At 42.1% G+C, this 16,700-nt stretch carries 14 protein-coding genes; 2 read left to right on the top strand and 12 right to left on the bottom strand.

All coding sequences use genetic code 11. The features are described 5' to 3' along the window. Positions 1-12: 12 nt before the first annotated feature. From KVT11_RS01080 to KVT11_RS01055, 6 genes are read right to left on the bottom strand one after another with little or no spacing between them, the layout of a single operon-like run. Complete coding sequence (locus tag KVT11_RS01080; protein ID WP_048002557.1) at positions 13-1,827, bottom strand: IucA/IucC family protein; 1,815 nt, start codon at positions 1,825-1,827, stop codon at positions 13-15. 13 nt (positions 1,828-1,840) lie between these two features. Further along, positions 1,841-3,190, bottom strand: coding sequence for a lysine N(6)-hydroxylase/L-ornithine N(5)-oxygenase family protein (locus KVT11_RS01075; RefSeq protein ID WP_025207126.1), 1,350 nt, complete (start codon positions 3,188-3,190; stop codon positions 1,841-1,843). Next, a complete protein-coding gene (locus KVT11_RS01070) occupies positions 3,165-3,719 on the bottom strand; it encodes a GNAT family N-acetyltransferase (RefSeq protein WP_008348567.1) in 555 nt (184 codons plus the stop codon). Before KVT11_RS01070 ends, KVT11_RS01075 begins: the two co-directional genes overlap by 26 nt. After that, a complete protein-coding gene (locus tag KVT11_RS01065) occupies positions 3,716-5,497 on the bottom strand; it encodes an IucA/IucC family protein (RefSeq protein WP_076821912.1) in 1,782 nt (593 codons plus the stop codon). The genes KVT11_RS01070 and KVT11_RS01065 overlap by 4 nt, the downstream gene beginning before the upstream one ends. Beyond that, the gene (locus KVT11_RS01060; protein WP_116306693.1) at positions 5,494-6,990 is read right to left on the bottom strand and encodes a pyridoxal phosphate-dependent decarboxylase family protein; all 1,497 of its coding nucleotides are present in this window, start codon (positions 6,988-6,990) and stop codon (positions 5,494-5,496) included. The genes KVT11_RS01065 and KVT11_RS01060 overlap by 4 nt, the downstream gene beginning before the upstream one ends. Then, the gene (locus tag KVT11_RS01055) at positions 6,977-8,323 is read right to left on the bottom strand and encodes an aspartate aminotransferase family protein (protein ID WP_025207123.1); all 1,347 of its coding nucleotides are present in this window, start codon (positions 8,321-8,323) and stop codon (positions 6,977-6,979) included. The genes KVT11_RS01060 and KVT11_RS01055 overlap by 14 nt, the downstream gene beginning before the upstream one ends. 386 nt (positions 8,324-8,709) lie before the next feature. Between KVT11_RS01055 and KVT11_RS01050 the strand changes: the two genes are divergently transcribed. After that, positions 8,710-9,258: a serine O-acetyltransferase gene (locus KVT11_RS01050; RefSeq protein ID WP_025207122.1), complete on the top strand. Its 549-nt coding sequence runs from the start codon at positions 8,710-8,712 to the stop codon at positions 9,256-9,258. 167 nt (positions 9,259-9,425) lie between these two features. Here KVT11_RS01050 and KVT11_RS01045 read toward each other — a convergent pair whose 3' ends face one another. The 3 genes from KVT11_RS01045 to KVT11_RS01035 all read right to left on the bottom strand — a co-directional run bounded on the left by KVT11_RS01045 (position 9,426) and on the right by KVT11_RS01035 (position 11,206). Beyond that, on the bottom strand, positions 9,426-9,701 hold the full coding sequence (locus tag KVT11_RS01045; RefSeq protein ID WP_017360202.1) for a hypothetical protein: 276 nt from the start codon (positions 9,699-9,701) through the stop codon (positions 9,426-9,428). Between the two features lie 63 nt (positions 9,702-9,764). Beyond that, positions 9,765-10,325: a GNAT family N-acetyltransferase gene (locus KVT11_RS01040; RefSeq protein WP_017360203.1), complete on the bottom strand. Its 561-nt coding sequence runs from the start codon at positions 10,323-10,325 to the stop codon at positions 9,765-9,767. 14 nt (positions 10,326-10,339) lie between these two features. Then, complete coding sequence (locus tag KVT11_RS01035; protein ID WP_116306691.1) at positions 10,340-11,206, bottom strand: AraC family transcriptional regulator; 867 nt, start codon at positions 11,204-11,206, stop codon at positions 10,340-10,342. A gap of 113 nt (positions 11,207-11,319) precedes the next feature. On the opposite strand from KVT11_RS01035, the gene KVT11_RS01030 reads away from it, so the two are divergent. Then, positions 11,320-12,696: an MATE family efflux transporter gene (locus KVT11_RS01030; protein WP_116306689.1), complete on the top strand. Its 1,377-nt coding sequence runs from the start codon at positions 11,320-11,322 to the stop codon at positions 12,694-12,696. Positions 12,697-12,777: 81 nt separating this feature from the next. Here the strand turns inward: KVT11_RS01030 and KVT11_RS01025 are convergent, their stop codons facing one another. From KVT11_RS01025 to KVT11_RS01015, 3 genes are read right to left on the bottom strand one after another with little or no spacing between them, the layout of a single operon-like run. Further along, entirely contained in the window at positions 12,778-13,617 is an 840-nt protein-coding gene (locus KVT11_RS01025) for a phytoene/squalene synthase family protein (protein ID WP_008348588.1), read from the bottom strand. Next, positions 13,610-15,085, bottom strand: coding sequence for a phytoene desaturase family protein (locus KVT11_RS01020; RefSeq protein ID WP_046526629.1), 1,476 nt, complete (start codon positions 15,083-15,085; stop codon positions 13,610-13,612). The genes KVT11_RS01025 and KVT11_RS01020 overlap by 8 nt, the downstream gene beginning before the upstream one ends. After that, complete coding sequence (locus tag KVT11_RS01015; protein WP_116306687.1) at positions 15,082-16,599, bottom strand: phytoene desaturase family protein; 1,518 nt, start codon at positions 16,597-16,599, stop codon at positions 15,082-15,084. The genes KVT11_RS01020 and KVT11_RS01015 overlap by 4 nt, the downstream gene beginning before the upstream one ends. Positions 16,600-16,700: the final 101 nt, after the last annotated feature.

Below are 16,700 nucleotides of genomic sequence, written 5' to 3'. Positions count from 1 at the left end.
AGCTTTTCTTATTTACTTTTCGCCTACGGATGAGAGAACTTGAGCGAGTGCATTTGTGACCTTGCCATGCTCTGATGCATGCGGCCGGTCATCTCCATCTCCATAGCCATAATCAATCATGCGATTACGGTTTAAGCAAAGCTTTGTCAGCTGAGGCTGGAATAGATCAAATAAAGCAAAACGATCTTTTAGCTGTGGAAATTGCTTTTGATACTGCTGAATTTCTTCTGCAAGCAAGCGCCAAAGCGTCGTTTCATCTAACAGATTGTGATTGTCTAACACGTTTGACACGTAACGAAGATTGCAAATAAACAGGCCTGTAAAAATAAATTGTACAAGACCCTCAGGCGGCTCACTACGCAGCACTTCCTTTAGATCTTCTTCTAATGAAGCCAATTCAGGCAGCGGTTGATCACTAATGTTCACATCATCAACAAAATCTTTGATGGCCAAACGATGCGGCTTGTGATCTTTTAATACAAGAATTGTATTTTGTCCGTGCGGTGAAAACACCGTGCCATATTGATACATAAAGTGCAGAAGCGGCGGCATGACAACATGGAAGAATGACGCCATCCATTCTTTTGCTGACAGACCCGATTTTTCAATGAGCTGCTTTAGATAAGGCTCGCCTTCATGATCCTCATAAGTCAGTGCCGCCAGCGTAACAGGGCTCTCCCCTTCATCTAAATACGTATAAATGCTTTCTCTAAAAATGACCCCAAGCATTTCAAGGTATTGATATGGCGCACCAGGTAGCTTGCTGTAATAAGGATGATCAACATTGATACTCGCATTCTCACCTGGTAAAATCACGCGGCATACATCGGATAAAAAGGCGTCTTGATCGGCAATTCCTTTAATATGCGCTGTAATACGTGGCGCAATAACCGTACGTTCTGATGGGAGCCCCCGGTACACTAGCGTATTTAAAATACTCATTGGCAGTTTAATATGATGCTTGCCTTTATTTGAGATGTTCGTAAAGGTTCTGATCGATTGCTGTGGAATATATTGATCCAGCCCTTCTCCTAAATACACAATACGGCGCATGGCTAAATCTTCGGGGAAATGCTGGATGATCATATGCGTCCACTGCCATTTATGAACAGGCATCATATAATAATCAGCCGCATTCAGCCCTTCATCTTTTAACACACGTTGGAATTGACGAATCGTGACTTCGTCTAATTCTTTGGCAATGATGTGCTCATAGTTCTCATGATCGACCGCATGGAATGTCGCAAGTTCTCGGTGAACAGCAATCCAAGACAGCTGCACACATTCCTGCCTTTCAGGTGCATAGGCTAAGTAATCATCGTAGCTGAATCCAATACGCCCTTTGTTATAGACGATCCAAGGATGACCCGTCATCTCGCCTTCAATCCATGCGTAATCTGTATCCGTTAACTCATCTGCACGAAGTGCTTTTTTCGACAGCAAATGAACATCCGCTAACAAGGTATGGTGAAGCTCTTTGATCAGATGGCCAGTTGTTTCAGAAGACATTGGGATGATTGGCTGAATGTCTAGTAAAAACACAATGGCACTAACATCCTTTGTCCATGTTCCGTCTTGACAGCACTCGATCGATTCAGCAATCGTATCAAAACTATCAAACAAACGAGGTTTTGCGAGATAACGATATTTCTTCTGTTCGTGAATGATTAATTCGTATTGGGCGATGCCATCCTGATGATCTAGCTGAACGGGATGAAGCATATCCTCATACATATATTCGGACAGCATTTTTGCCACCATTCGTTGGTTTGCTTTTTTCCAAGCAGCAGGATTGACCGCTTTTTTCAATTCATCTTGTACACTCATCGGTTCATCCTCCTTACCCTTTGATTTCTTCAAATGTATTTGCGTGTTTATGTGTACCGAATGTCTGGAAAACATGCTTTTGATAAAGTGGATACACAGGTCGACGAGCCAGTTCATTGATAATGACACTGTTTCGGTACGCCCCTAGCCCTAAATCTGGTGCGCCTACTCCATGTGTATGAAGCTCTGCATTTTGTACAAAAATATCATTTTCACCTAAAGTATTTGTTTTCAATCGATATTCACGTTCAACCTGGAAGCGTCCTTGATGATCCCACTGAATATGATGGGAAATCGGATCAATAAATGGCGGTAATACAGATTGATAGCCCGTTGCCAAGACGACAATGTCTGTCTCATGCGTAAAGGATTCCTCTTTGACCCATTGATTGCATGAAAGCGATAAGCCGTCCCTCGTTTCCTCAATCAAATTGACCTCCGTCATCGCCTGCAACACGGTGTTCAGCTGCTCTCCGCAAGCAGAACGTTCATAAAGCAAGTGATAAATATCTCGGATCATCGCTGAGCTGATGCCTTTATACAGCAAATCTTGCTGCTTTAATAGCGCATCTTTTTTAGGTTGCGGAAGCTCATAAAAGAAATCAATATAGTCTGGAGAGAAATACTCAAGACCCAAATTTGAATATTCCATTGGGAAAAACCCTTTAGAGCGTGTAAACCAATGAATATCCTTCGCCTCATCGTCTGATAAAATGTCATAGAATACTTCTGCCGCACTTTGACCAGAACCGATGACCGTCACGGATTTTCCTTTAAAACAGCCTTCTTTCTTTCGTTTCAAGTAATCAGCAGAATGAAACACCCGATCCCCTAAAGCTGGCTGAAGAGGTGCTGGTACCGCAGGCTGTGTGCCGATACCTAAAACAAGATGCTTACTTTCAAACACCTCTACCGTTTGATCTTTCACATGACGGACATGCACTTCATATCGTTTTTCTCCAGCTTTTTCAACAATGGAGACAGATTCGACATTCATGCCAAATCGGCAAGAATCTAATTGATCCGCGACCCAGCGGCAATAATGGCTATATTCCTTGCGCGGGATATGGAAGTCTTCTAGAAAGTAAAATGAATACAAACGGTTTTGTTCCTGCAAATAGTTGAGAAAGCTATATTTGCTTTTCACATCCGCCATACTGACAAGATCCGCTAAAAAGGGGACTTGAAGTGTTGTCCCTTCAATGAGCATACCTGGATGCCAGTGGAACGCTTCACTTCTTTCAAAAAACAAAGCGTCAATTTCGTTTACTTCTTCAGATAATGCAGCAAGCCCTAGGTTAAATGGTCCAATGCCAATCCCAATGACATCCACTACATTATTTTGCTTGTTGAACCGCGTCATGGTTATACTTCCTTTCAAATCGATCTCGATGACAAAACATTAAAAGACCTGTTTTATCTGGTAAAGTGACTGGTTTCACACGTTCGAATCCACACTTTTCAAAGACATGAATCATTTTTTCGTTCCGAATATCTGGCTCAGCCACGATTTTTTCTGTTCGTTTGTTCTGCTCAAACTGAAATGCTGTCATGGCTTGAAGCAGCGGAGCCGCAAATCCTTTCCCTACATAATCTGGCTCTCCAATTAACAGGTGAATGCCTTGATCATGCGGAGAAGGCTGATAGTACGATTCAATGATATCCCCTTTCACATTGTATGCTTCAAAATAGCTCATCGGCGTGCCATCAATGGTTCCTAAATAAAGGGTTTGATGCGGATCATGAATGGCCTGATAAAAGTGCTTTTCAAAAGCAGGAAATGGAATATTCAAATGCCAAAATGGGTGGACATACTCTTCTTGCATCCACTTGTGGACAAGCTGGACGTCCCGTTCATATTCAGCGCGAATGAACCCAATTCGATGCCTCATCCAATCAGCGCCTCCTTATGTAAAAAGAGCGGATTCAACACAGACGTGTACCTGGATTGCGTTTCTAAAGAACCCGTCAGCTCATCCATATCTTCAAACCGCGTGAGTAAGTTCGCTTTTGAAGGCAGCTCCTGTGACCGGAGAAGACTGTTCGTCAGCTCAGATGCACCATATGTCTCTTCATGCGCAAGCAGTGTGTCTCTAATCAGGGCTAATAAATCTTCTTCTTTTGCAAGCCCCTCTGTACCAAAACCATTCACAAGACCAAACAAATGATTAAAGAAGAAATAGTAACGCAGTCTCTCAACCGCTACATCGTCTGCACAAATGGTTTCACTTCTGACGCTTAAGTTTTGAACAAGCTTCGCAAGCTGATCCTTTTTCGATTCGCTATAATAGTAGCCTTGATTGTCACGATAATAGAATGTGTGCGGATATCCATTCTTTAGCTGTACGACAGCATTTTGCTGATGGGCTTCAAGGGCAAGACCATACGTTTCAAACAGCCAAAGCATCGGCTCTAACGAAATCGATAAATATTGTGTGAACCAATCACGGCTGACATCTTCTGTTGATCTGCCTTCAGCGTCTGCTAATTCATGGATAATGCCTGAAAGGCGTGATTTTTCTCCGTATGCATGATCCTGACATAGCCCTGCAATTAAGCTTGCCCCTTTTTCATGATGCAAAAATGGATTTTGACGAATGACGACTTCAAAGCCAGATTCCGCCTCATCCCCTTGAATAGATAGATACGCAGGATCTTCAATCACACGGAATCCAGAAAATTTGTCATATAAAGAAACGCCTAATTCTGTTTTTAAGATACGAGACATCTCAACTCCACGATCAAGTTCCTTTTGTTTGTTAACGCGTAAAGAGTTTGTGATCTTTACAGGGACAGAGAATTTGAGCATGTACGCAGAGTCTTTTTGATAGACCGTTCTAAAGGAAGATGTCGCTGTGTATTCAGACCCTAGTGGCCCTAAATACGCCAGCTTTCCGTCCTCTATATAACGCTTGACGAACGCTTTCTCCATCACCACTTGGACTTGCAGCGGATGAATCGGAATCAGGACATATTGACCGCCTTCTGTTAACGTCGTCAGTCTCTCTTTTTCTTCTGGCATCTGGCGCATGAGCTCCTCAAACATGAGGCTTGCCGCAGACTGTGAAATTGAAGAATCCTGAAGCACAATTGACGGATGTGCTTTAAAGTAATGAAGTTGGAAAGAGCCTTTCAGCTCAGGAGAATAAATAGCTTCCTCCTCTTCTGTCATTCCTTGTCTGCTTTTTGGTGTAGGATGCGTTAAATGCCCAAGAAGGAGTGACTGCTCCGCTTCGATATATTCAAAATCAGCTGAAGAAAGAGCTGCCCGATCACTTTCTCTCTCTCTGATGAATCGTTCAATATTCCGGCAGCTTAAAATGATGCGAAGCATGAACTCATCCTCTGCATCTGTGCGGCCGTATTCAATGAGAAGTTCCTTTGAACATAAAGCAACAAGTGTTGTATAATCGACGATCGTCCCCTGTTGCTCACTGCCTTGCGGGCGAAAGCGAACAGGAAAATCAAAGAGATGACGGCCTACAGGCGAAAAATATCGAATCGGAATGACAAGCTCAAGATCTTGTTTTGCTAATGCTGCTACAAATACAAGTGAGCCGTCTGCTTTTGTCTCTTTCTTTGCAGATCGATCAATTCCTGTTTCACGTAAAAAACAGTTTAAAAAGCTTTGCATCGTTGCATTTTCAGCCATTTGTTTATATTGACTCAACGTAGTACCCTCCCGGATTGAATATGAGCGATCCCGATATCAACAATGTCAGAAAGGATTTCCTCAATATGTGTAATAGTCGTTCTCGGATTTAACAAAGTGAATTTTAAGCATGTTTGACCATCGGCTACTGTTTTTGCTACGACAGCCGTTCCTGTTTGGAAAAGTGTGCGATGAATGACTTTATTGATGTCCTCTGCTTGATGATCATCTATAAAACGAAACACGACTGCATTGATTTCTGGATCAGGATTGATCACCTCAAGATGCTCATTTTTCTCAATCAACGTAGCCACATCTTTCGCAAAATGGATGGTATGGTCAATGATACCTGCAAATCCTTCTTCTCCAATCATACGCAGAGAGAGAAGGAGTTTTAGTGCATCAAACCGGCGCGTCGTCTGAACAGATTTATTCACGAGATGCAGAATGCCTTCCAGTTCATCTTCCTTTGGATTGAGATAATCTGCATGGTAATCAATCAAACCAAAATGTCTTTTATCCTTTAGTAGAAATGTCCCGCAGGAGATCGGCTGATAAAATTGCTTATGAAAGTCGATCGTGATCGAATCAGCAAGCTCGATGCCATCTAATTTTCCTCGGAACGTTTTGCTTAATACAAGCGCTCCTCCATAGGCAGCATCTGCATGAATCCACAAACCGAAAGGCTTCACCATGTCATATATGTCACGTACAGGATCAATACTGCCAAAATCAGTTGTCCCGCAAGTCGCCACGACTGCAAATGGAAGCAAATCCTGCTCCTTAAGCTCCATAAGCTTCTTCTGCAAATCATGCAGGTCCATTCGATGATGTTCGTCTGTCTCAACTAACACAACAGCCTGTTCACCTAAACCTAGCTGAGATGCTGATTTTTTCACAGTGAAGTGGGCATTCTTGGAGCAAAGAATCCGCATACGGTTTGCCTCGCTCGGCAACCCTTTCTGCTGTACATTCCATTGCCAAGTGTTTTCGCAAAATGCATCTCTTGCTAAAAGCAGTCCCATGTAGTTAGATTGGGTTCCACCGCTCGTAAAGGTCCCATCTGCTCGTTCTCCATAAGAAAACTTTTCACATAACCACTTGAGGATTTCCTCCTCAACCAAAGATGCAATGCCGCTTTGATCAAAGGAATCCATTGATTGGTTAAAGGAACTTACGATCACCTCTGCTGCCAGAGCAGGGATAAGAGGTGGGCAATGCAAATGTGCCAGGCATTTAGGATGTGACACATCAACCAAATGCGGTAAAAGGTGATTTTTTATATCTTGAAAAACAGACTCAATGGATTCACCAGCCGGTTGAATCTGGAATAACGATTCGACATGAGTCGCTAATTTCCCAGGCAATATCCCGCTATACGGTCCTCTGCTTGTTTGCCACTCTGCCAGTAAACTGTCGATGGATGCGTAGAGAGCCGCTTGGAAGGACTCCCTCCCAAGCTGGCTTTGTTGAATAAATAATGAATCGACAGATGGTTTAGTTGACTGCATCGTAAACTGCCTCTTTAAAAATCGTGATGACTTTTTCAAGCTGTTCTTCTGTCATGATCAAAGGCGGTAAGAATCGAATCACACTTCCAAAACGGCCTCCTGTCTCCACAATTAAGCCTTTATCAAAACAATTCTTTTGAATGAGACTGGCTAGCTCTGGATTTGCTGGATAACTGCCGTCCACATCCTGTTTCTCATCTGGATTCACAACTTCAACACCAATCATTAATCCTCTTCCTCGCACATCACCGAGAGCAGGCACTTGTTTTTGAATGTCTTTTAGATTGGCCTGCATACGCTGACCAAGCGCTTCTACATGATCAAGCAGATTGGTTTCTTTTATAAATTTAAGCGTAGCAGTTCCAGCTGCCATCGCCATTTGATTTCCTCTAAACGTGCCAATGTGTGCACCTGGATTCCATTGATCTAAGTCTTTGTCATAAATCACAACTGATAGCGGAAGGCTTCCCCCAATTGCTTTTGATAACACAATGACATCTGGCACAATACCAGCATGTTCAAAGGCAAACATCTTACCAGTTCGGCCGATGCCTGATTGAACCTCGTCAATAATAAGTGGAATTCCTTTTTCTTTTGTGATTCGTCTCATTTCTTGTATCCATTCAATTGATGCCGGGATGGAGCCGCCCTCCCCTTGCACCGCTTCAAAGATCATGCCTGCTGGCGGGAGAATTCCACTCTCAGGGTCATTTAATACACGCTCAATATAAGAGCTGGAAATGCGATGTGAATCTTTACCGCCAATTCCAAATGGACAGCGGTATTCATATGGATAAGGCAGGAAGTGAACATCTGGCATTAATCCTTGTACTCTTTCCTTTGGCGATAAGTTGCCGCTTAATGACATCGTGCCATGCGTAGCACCATGATATGCCCCGTGGAATGATAGAATGGAACGATTTCCCGTCGCTGTCTTGACTAGTTTAATTGCTGCTTCTATAGCATCACCACCAGTTGGTCCGCAAAATTGAATTTTCGCTCTTTTTGCAAACTCCTCTGGCAAGTGAGAAAAAATCTCATTCACAAATTCTTCTTTAATCTCTGAAGTGATGTCCAGCGTATGCAACGGTCTTTTTTCATGAAGCATACGTTCAATAGCATCTATAACAACCGGGTGATTGTGACCAAGGGCAAGTGTTCCTGCACCTGCTAGGCAGTCATAAAATTCTCTACCATCTGCATCTGTCACGATCATACCTTCGGCTTTTTGCATGGCTAATGGGAACCGTCTCGGGTAAGACCTTGCATTAGATTCTCTTTGACTTTGCTGCTCTAAAAATTGCTGATTTTTAGAAACGGTTTTGATGGACATAATAAAACACTCCTCCAATTGATAAAGATTATCATTTTCATTTACTAGCCTAGAGGATGTAAGATACGAAAGTCAATTGTATTCAAAAAGATGATTCTAAAAGCATATGAATGCTATATTCTCTTTTTAACGAGTAATTTCGTGTATTTTTTACAAACATCTACAGCCATAAGGCGATATAACGTTTGATGATGAAAAATGTTGAAAAAAATTACAAATCAATTCTCCTGGTTCTTTTGCTCTATGCGTTGTAGCTCCCTTGTTTGATACGGGACGGCCGAATGAAATGAATGTAGTAAAACAAAAAATGAACGTTATTTTATCTTGATATAAATGGTTATGATGGTATAATTTCTCTGAAAGGAAAGGGAATCGAGGGAGATCTGATGATTTTAACGAAGCATGACCTTCACCACTACTTGGCACAAGATCAGAAAGCACTTGCCATCAATCGAAAAAGACCAAAGTGGCTTGGGGATGATATTTGGAAATATCAAAGATATTTACGAAAATATGAGTACTATACGAATAGCGGTGCTACGTTACGCAAATGGTTTTATCGTTACTTACATAAAAAGAAAGGCATGCAGCTTGGCTTTGATATCCCAATTGGTGTATTTGGACCTGGGCTCAGAATCAACCATACTGGGCTGTTGATTGTAAACAAGCATGCCAAAATCGGCGCGTTTTGTGATATTCATCAAGGTGTGAATATCGGTCAAAACCATCATGAAAAAGATGTGCCCGTCATCGGAGATCATGTATGGATCGGCCCTGGCGCTAAACTGTTTGGAAACATTTATATTGCGAATCATATTTCCATCGGAGCAAATGCTGTAGTGAATCGCTCCTTTCATGAAGAGCAGATTGTCATTGCAGGTGTCCCTGCTCAAAAAATAAAAGAAAAAGCCCTTCTTTATGAAGGACTTACTTGATCAAAACAGTGAGCCACATGAGATAAAATAAGATGGTTAAACATGAGGATCATCCTGCCCGAGCCCACCACCTTTTATCCTTATGATGCTATGGCGCCATCAAACCATCAATCGGTAGCAACTTGAACTAAAAAAAATCACCTATGATGTATGTACAGCCGTACTCTCTAATTTGCGTTGGAGTACCCGAAGACCAGCATGAGAAAGTACAAGACAAAGACGAGGATGGCAATCGCATAGATGAAAACGGACACAACCAGTACTGTCCAGCCCAACCCTTTTCTTCCTGTTTGAATGAGATATATTCCAAGTGTGAAGAGCCCGAGTAAAAGGCCTAAGATGGCCCATAACCATTTATTTTTCCCGTGTTTTGGTGCATCAACGAATAGGTAGATTGCGACTAATATGGATACAAACCAACCTGTAATCCATTTCACATTCATCCGCCACCCTTCTTTTTCAATTTATTGAATCTTACTATACTTTTTTCCTAATCTTAAAAATAACTATTCAAATGAATGGTGTGGAAGGCTTTGCCATTCTTCTCTCAGCATGCCATACCGCATCGAATCATAATACTCCCCTTGATAGTAACGAACCTTACGCAGTCTTCCCTCAAGGATAAACCCGCATTTCTCTGCGCAACGCATCATGCGTTCATTTCCAGACCAGGTGGTCAGACCGATGCGTGGGATATCGATGTGTGAAAAGAGTTCATCGATCCATAGACGCAATGCCTTTGTTCCAACGCCCCCATTCCAAAAACGTGAGTCATAAATAAGAATCCCACACTCCAGCCAACGTGTGCGTTCATTCTCCCAATAATAAGAAACTGTGCCCTTTAATTCACCTCCTACATCAATGCCAAATAGTTTTGGCAGGACAGATTCATCCTGTAAATAGCGTTTTTTAAATGCAGCAAGCGATATGTCATGTTCAATAAAATACGGTGCATTCCACTTTCGATAGGCCTGGTCTGGTGCTTTAAACCTTAAATGCCATACCACTTCTAAATCGGTTTCGTCTAATGGACGTATGCTCACAATCTCTTCTTTTTTTCCTTTCATCTGTTCACGTTCCTTTACTTTGTCGTTCTTTTAGCAAGATGACGATACTCGATAGGCGTCATGCCTTCATTTTGCCGAAACAGCTTTGAAAAATAAGTAGGGTCATCAATGCCTACATGTTCTGCAATGAGGGCTATTTTTTCATTCGTTGAAGCAAGCAGGCTTTTGGCTTTTTCAATTTTGAGTCGATTGATGTACTGGCTCGGCGTCAGTCCGTACACGGTCTGCATGCACCTTGTCATGTAATCAGGATGATAATGAAGAATCTCTGCCAGCTTCTCCATCTGTAATTTTTGCGTAAAATGACGTTCAAGATAGTGAACCACTTCTGAAGCGACAGTCTCCTTTGCACTTGGAATATGAAATGCTTCTTTTTGTAAATGAATGAGCATTTCCTCAAATTGAAGCTGCTTTTTGAGCTGAAGTTCAGACGCATCATCATTTAAAGCGCGCATCGCTGAAAGATGCTTCTGTAGCACGCTTCCCCCTTTCACTTTTCCTTTTCGGGGCAGACGAAATTCATAGCTTGCTGCTTTTTCAAAAGTGGCTTGATTTTGCTTCATGTCAAACCAGTGTTCTCTCGGCCGATCTGTAAACTCAAATGGATCAATTGAGAAATGCAGCCACTCATAAAGTGTTTCTTCTTTGCATGGCAGATGTCCACCATGGGCAAGTCCCGGTGATAAGATGATATATTCTCCCTCTTTTACGTGATGAGGCACCTCGTCTTCTGTGATCCATAGTTCCCCTTTCGTGACATAAAGAAGATCAAATACGGTGAAAATTCTGGAGATATGTCGTTCTCCTGGATGGAATACACCTTTGCCTGAAGCAATATAGACTGGAAATGGCGGTACAGTAAATGTAATAAACGGACCCATATTCATCCCCTTATGAAGTCGGATTTCTCCAATAAGTTTCGGTTTCATCTCTTCTTATTATAGTCGATGCAAGGTACACTATAAATCGGATTTATACGAAAGAAGGCGATGTGATGAAACCACAAGCACTGACAATACAAAAGGTTCAAGCCAAAAGTGAAAAATCCCACCCTTCATTATTTGCATTAACTTGGCCTATTTTTATCGAAATCTCTTTATATATGCTGATGGGCAGCGCAGATACACTGATGCTCAGCCAGTATTCTGACAATAGTGTTGCCGCAGTAGGGGTAAGCAATCAGCTACTAAATCTATTGATTGTGATGTTCAGCTTCATTACGACTGGGACGACGATTGTCATTGCGCAGCTTTTAGGAGCGGGCCGCAAGCAGGAAGCGACCCTAGTTGCCTATGTATCACTAGGCACCAACTTCCTCATTAGCTTTGTGATCAGTCTTCTTATGTTTGTGTTAGCTGTGCCCATCCTGCATATCATGGGATTATCAAGCGAGCTCATGCCAGATGCAACCGTCTTTTTACAGATTGTCGGCCTGCTGTCTTTTATACAGGCGCTCATTATGACCTATAGTGCTATTTTAAAAAGCTATGGATTCACGAGAGATACGATGTATGTCACCATCGGTATGAATCTGTTAAACGTTGCTGGTAATTATTTGGTCATCTTTGGACCATTTGGCTTCCCTGTATTAGGTGTCATGGGTGTTGCTCTTTCCACATCATTTGCACGGTTGATCGGTCTAACAGCCATGATCCTCATTGTTCGACACCGCATTGGATTGCGGTTTTCATTCAAGCGAATGTTTTACATCCAGCGAACGCATTTAAAAAAACTGCTAAAAATCGGCATTCCTTCTGCTGGAGAACAGCTTTCTTATAATGGCTCTCAAATGATTATTACGCTGTTTATCACATTTATGGGCACGCAAGCACTGGCAGCAAAAGTCTATACCCAGAATTTGATGATGTTCATTATGTTATTTGGTGCCGCCATTAGCCAAGGAACACAAATCTTAATCGGGCGCCTGATCGGGGCGAAAGAGTTTGATGCGGCCTATCGAAGATGCATGAAAAGCTTATACTGGGCCATTGCCATCTCACTTCTTTCTTCGACTGCTTTATCTTTATCATCGACGCATTTACTTACTTTTTTCACTAGCAACAGTGAGATCATTCAAATCGCGAGCCTCCTCCTCATATTGACGATTGTTTTAGAGCCTGGACGTTCTTTTAATATGGTCATCATCAACTCCTTGCGGGCAGCTGGTGACGCGAAGTTTCCTGTCTATATGGCGATGATTTCAATGTGGGGCATCGGCCTTCCGATCGCTTATTTATTAGGCATTCAACTTGAGATGGGCCTGATCGGGGTTTGGATTTCTTTTATCGTGGATGAATGGGTAAGAGGTATCTTCATGTATAGGCGGTGGCGTTCAAGGGTGTGGATGGATTATCGATTTACTTCCACATAAAAAGGACTGCGGGTGCAGTCCTTTCAGATTGTTGTCAAAGGGCTAAAATGAACTTTATTTTACCCCTTTGTCTTCTTTTCATTACGTAATATCTTCTAAAATAAGTGCTTTTTCTTGTGTTGAAATATATGACCGCTTCGTAAAGACGCGGTATTCGTTTTCTCTAGTTTTATCTAGAATAGCCTTATAAAAGTGAGCAGCTGCTTTCACTGGTATCCTTGAATAAAGTGGGAATTCATGGAGATGGTCAAAAAATTCCTCATAGTATGCCTCTGCCTCAAACGCAATATATTCCCATACGTGCTGGAAGGCTTGATTGACGATCCCTTCTTGTAATTCTTGCTCTGTATACCCAAATTGATCCATGACTTGTTTTGGCAAATAAATGCGGTTCCTTTCCGCCTTATCCTCACCAATGTCTCGAAGAATATTGGTCAACTGCATGCCAATCCCAAGGGAAATCGCTGCTTCTTTTAGCTGTTCTTTTTTACGCGGTGCAATGATCGGAAGCAGCATTAATCCAACTGTACTTGCGACATGATAGGAATAGATGAGCAGTTCATCTAACGTTTCATATCGATGCTGCTCTAAATCCATCTCCTGTCCTCGCAGCAGGTCACGGAATGGGGCTTCATCCATACGAAACTGTTGAAATGTATACTCCAGCGCCACCCACATTGGATCATCACGATCTACTTTTCCTTGCAAGAAACGATCAAATGCCTCCTGAAAAGACGTCAGTTCTTCCTTTGGTGAAGGAGACTCATCTACAATGTCATCCGCTCTCCTACAAAAGGAATAAACAGCCCAAACAGCCTGTCTTTTCTTTTTAGGCAGCATGGAAAAGGCACGATAAAACGTTTTTGAATGAGTTTGAATGGTCTCTTCACATATTTTCAATGCTGTTTGCACATCAACCACTTAGCTTCACTTCCTTTCTGTTGTTCAGATCTTTAAGCAGTACAGAAGCCATGAGCTTTGCACTTTGCATCACGATCGGTACCCCGCCGCCGGGATGGATGGAAGCACCTACCGCATATAGATTGTCTACATCTGCAACCTTTACTTGCGGGCGAAACACACCTGATTGAAACAAATTAGGAGCGAGTCCAAAGCTGCCGCCTTCAAACAATCCTTCTCGCATTGAATCATTCGGTGTTCTCACCTTATGCCAGACAACCGCCTCTCGCAGCTGTGGAAAGCCTCTTTTTTCAAGACGCTCCACCATTTTATCCACAAAGTCTGTCTCTTGTTCCCAGTTGATGTGATCTCCTGATGGAACAGGAATGAGCATATATAGGACACTGCTGCCTTCTGGGGCAAGGGATGGATCGATGGTCGATGGATTAAACGTATAAAATGATGGATCTTGAGGTATCGTTTTCGTTTGGAACACCTCTCTCATATGCTGATCAAAGTGTTCTCCCATGAAAAATTGATGAACAGGTGCTTCATCGTATACTTTGTTTAACCCTAGATACACCATCACGCAGCCGGAGGATGGAACGTATTTACGCCGGTCTTGTTCACCTAAACCAAGCTGTTTTAACGCCGCTGGATAATCTCCGTTCATCACAAATGCATCAGCTGCTATGTGCTCATCATTTATTTTTGCCTTGACCACACGTTTCCCCTCAAACTCAAATTGTGCGACTTCTTCACTTTTTCTTATGTGTACACCCGTCTTTAAGAGCTGTCTCTCCAATATATCTACTAAACTCGCATATCCGCCTTTTAAATAGTAAATTCCGTGTGCGTGCTCACTATATGAAACAAGCGAATAAATGGCGGATGCTTCATACGGATTTCCTCCGACATAGAGGGTTTGAAGTGCATATGCATCTCGGAGGCGCTCATCTGAAAAATATTTTTTGAGAGAACTTTGAACGGTTCGATATGCTTTTAATTTCATTAAAATCTTCATGTTCGCTTTTGTAAAAAAGGTTCGTTTTTCATGAAATGATTTTTCTAGAAAAGCTTCCTGCCCTTCTTGAAACCGATCCGTCATTTCTTGCATAAATGTTAAATATCCCTGTTCTTCCTTTGGAAATACACGTTTGATTTCTTCTAGTTGTCGCCGTGTATCAGAGTATTTCGTGTAGGAAGTTCCATCTTGATAGTGGATCGTATACAGCGGATCGAGCTGCAAGAGATCAAGAGATGTTTCATCAATGCCTACGTCATGTAAAATGCCTCTTAACATATCAGGAAGTAGGACAATGGTCGGACCTTCATCTACTTTATATCCTTTCTCACGTACAAAAGCAAGTCTCCCGCCGAGCCGTTCATTTTTTTCAACAAGGGTGACATCATGTCCAGCTTTTTTTAAATAGAGGGCTGAGATCATTCCGCCAATACCGCCGCCAGCAATCAATATATGTTTTTTCATGAGGCGCTCCCCTTTTCTTGATGTGGCACTCTTTTATGCTTATGTTTCTCTTTTGACAGAATCGCATTTGTCGTAATACGGGCTGATTCTAAAATGGTTGGCAATCCACTGCCTGGGTGGGTTCCTCCACCAACGAGCCAGCAGTGTTTCAACTCATCAAATTCATTATGCGGCCTGAGTACCATCATCTGCGTCAACTGATGTCCAAGATTAAATGTAGCTCCTTCATATACATACAGCTCTTCTTCCCAATGCTTCGGCGTGATCATCCGCTCGACTTCAATATGCTGCCTGATATTCTTAAAGCCCGTTTTCCGCTCCAGTGTATCCAGCACAAGCTCTCTAAATTCTTCTTGATGCGCTTCCCAGTCAATACCGCTTTGATTATTGGCAACGGGTGCTAACACATAAAGAGCGGACTTGCCTTTTGGCGCAAGCGAATCATCTGTCACACTTGCATTTTGAATATAAATGGACGGATCATCCGGCAGCTCAAAGGTTTTCGTAATCTCTTTGACGAACTTCGCATAGTCATCGGAAAAAACGATGGTATGATGCGGCTCATCATATATCGTATCTAAACCTAGGTACAGCATAAAGGTGGAGCATGAGAATTTTTTCTTTTTCAGTTTCTTCTCGCTATATTTCTTTAAAAGACCCGGCTCTACAAGCTTTGTCATCACGTGTGCAAAATCACCATTTACGACGACCTCATCTGCCTGTATTTCTTCACCGGTTTCTAAGCGAATGCCCTTCACTTTCCTGCCTTCCGTCAGCAACTTGTCAACTCCAGTTGATAGATGAAGGGTAGCCCCAGATTCAACAGCTGCCTTTGCCATCGCTTCTGACAGCTGATTCACTCCGCCTTTCGGATGATAAACGCCTGTGTCATGCTCCATAAAGGAAAGAATTGAGAACGCTCCTGGACATTCCCAAGGTGACATCCCTAAATATTTTGATTGGAATGTAAAGGCATATTTCACTGATTCATTTGAGAAATAATCCGACAGCACATCATATAAGCTTTTATTTAATGAGAGCTGAGGAAGTGCTTTGATGACTTTTGGACGCAAATAATGATGGAAACGATCCATTTTACTTTGTAGAATCGGCGTTAGGCGGTCCATTTTTCGTTTTGTGTCATTCATAAAACGTACATACCCTTCGCCCTCACCAGGTGCAAAGGCTTCTAGTCGTTTGTACATTTCGTCTCGATCTCGAATCATATCAAGCTTCTCATCTTGAAAGATTAATCTATACATTTCTTTTAATTCAATCACATCTATATAATCATAGAGATTTTTACCGGCAAAGGTGAATAGTTCCTCTGCAATATGAATCATACTGAGAAAAGTAGGACCTGTATCAAACGTGAAATCACCAAGTTGAAACTTAGAGTTACGTCCGCCAACAAAGGACTGTTTTTCATATATATGAACATCATGTCCTTTGCTTTGCAACATCATAGCTGCTGCAAGTCCCCCTGGTCCTGCTCCGATCACAATGATTTTCATTATCCTTTTTCCTCCAAATTAATTCACTTTAAGTTAATTATACAAATTAAAACTGTTAGTTCAACTTTTGATGTGCTCTAAAAGTCTCATGTTATGTATCA

This window comes from Bacillus sp. GbtcB10 (genome assembly GCF_019091365.1).
In the GTDB taxonomy this organism is placed as follows: domain Bacteria; phylum Bacillota; class Bacilli; order Bacillales; family Bacillaceae; genus Bacillus; species Bacillus altitudinis.
Note: the sequence above shows the minus strand (reverse complement) of the source record. Positions and strands in the feature narration are given on the sequence as shown.

Excerpts from the sequence above, each read along its gene's own strand:
- KVT11_RS01075 (WP_025207126.1), bottom strand. The coding sequence starts at position 3,190 with ATGACGCGGTTCAACAAGCAAAATAATGTAGTGGATGTCATTGGGATT.
- KVT11_RS01055 (WP_025207123.1), bottom strand. The coding sequence starts at position 8,323 with ATGTCCATCAAAACCGTTTCTAAAAATCAGCAATTTTTAGAGCAGCAA.
- KVT11_RS01040 (WP_017360203.1), bottom strand. The coding sequence starts at position 10,325 with ATGAAAGGAAAAAAAGAAGAGATTGTGAGCATACGTCCATTAGACGAA.
- KVT11_RS01020 (WP_046526629.1), bottom strand. The coding sequence starts at position 15,085 with ATGAAAAAACATATATTGATTGCTGGCGGCGGTATTGGCGGAATGATC.
- KVT11_RS01050 (WP_025207122.1), top strand. The coding sequence starts at position 8,710 with ATGATTTTAACGAAGCATGACCTTCACCACTACTTGGCACAAGATCAG.
- KVT11_RS01070 (WP_008348567.1), bottom strand. The coding sequence starts at position 3,719 with ATGAGGCATCGAATTGGGTTCATTCGCGCTGAATATGAACGGGACGTC.
- KVT11_RS01015 (WP_116306687.1), bottom strand. The coding sequence starts at position 16,599 with ATGAAAATCATTGTGATCGGAGCAGGACCAGGGGGACTTGCAGCAGCT.
- KVT11_RS01080 (WP_048002557.1), bottom strand. The coding sequence starts at position 1,827 with ATGAGTGTACAAGATGAATTGAAAAAAGCGGTCAATCCTGCTGCTTGG.
- KVT11_RS01035 (WP_116306691.1), bottom strand. The coding sequence starts at position 11,206 with ATGGGTCCGTTTATTACATTTACTGTACCGCCATTTCCAGTCTATATT.
- KVT11_RS01030 (WP_116306689.1), top strand. The coding sequence starts at position 11,320 with ATGAAACCACAAGCACTGACAATACAAAAGGTTCAAGCCAAAAGTGAA.
- KVT11_RS01060 (WP_116306693.1), bottom strand. The coding sequence starts at position 6,990 with ATGCAGTCAACTAAACCATCTGTCGATTCATTATTTATTCAACAAAGC.
- KVT11_RS01045 (WP_017360202.1), bottom strand. The coding sequence starts at position 9,701 with ATGAATGTGAAATGGATTACAGGTTGGTTTGTATCCATATTAGTCGCA.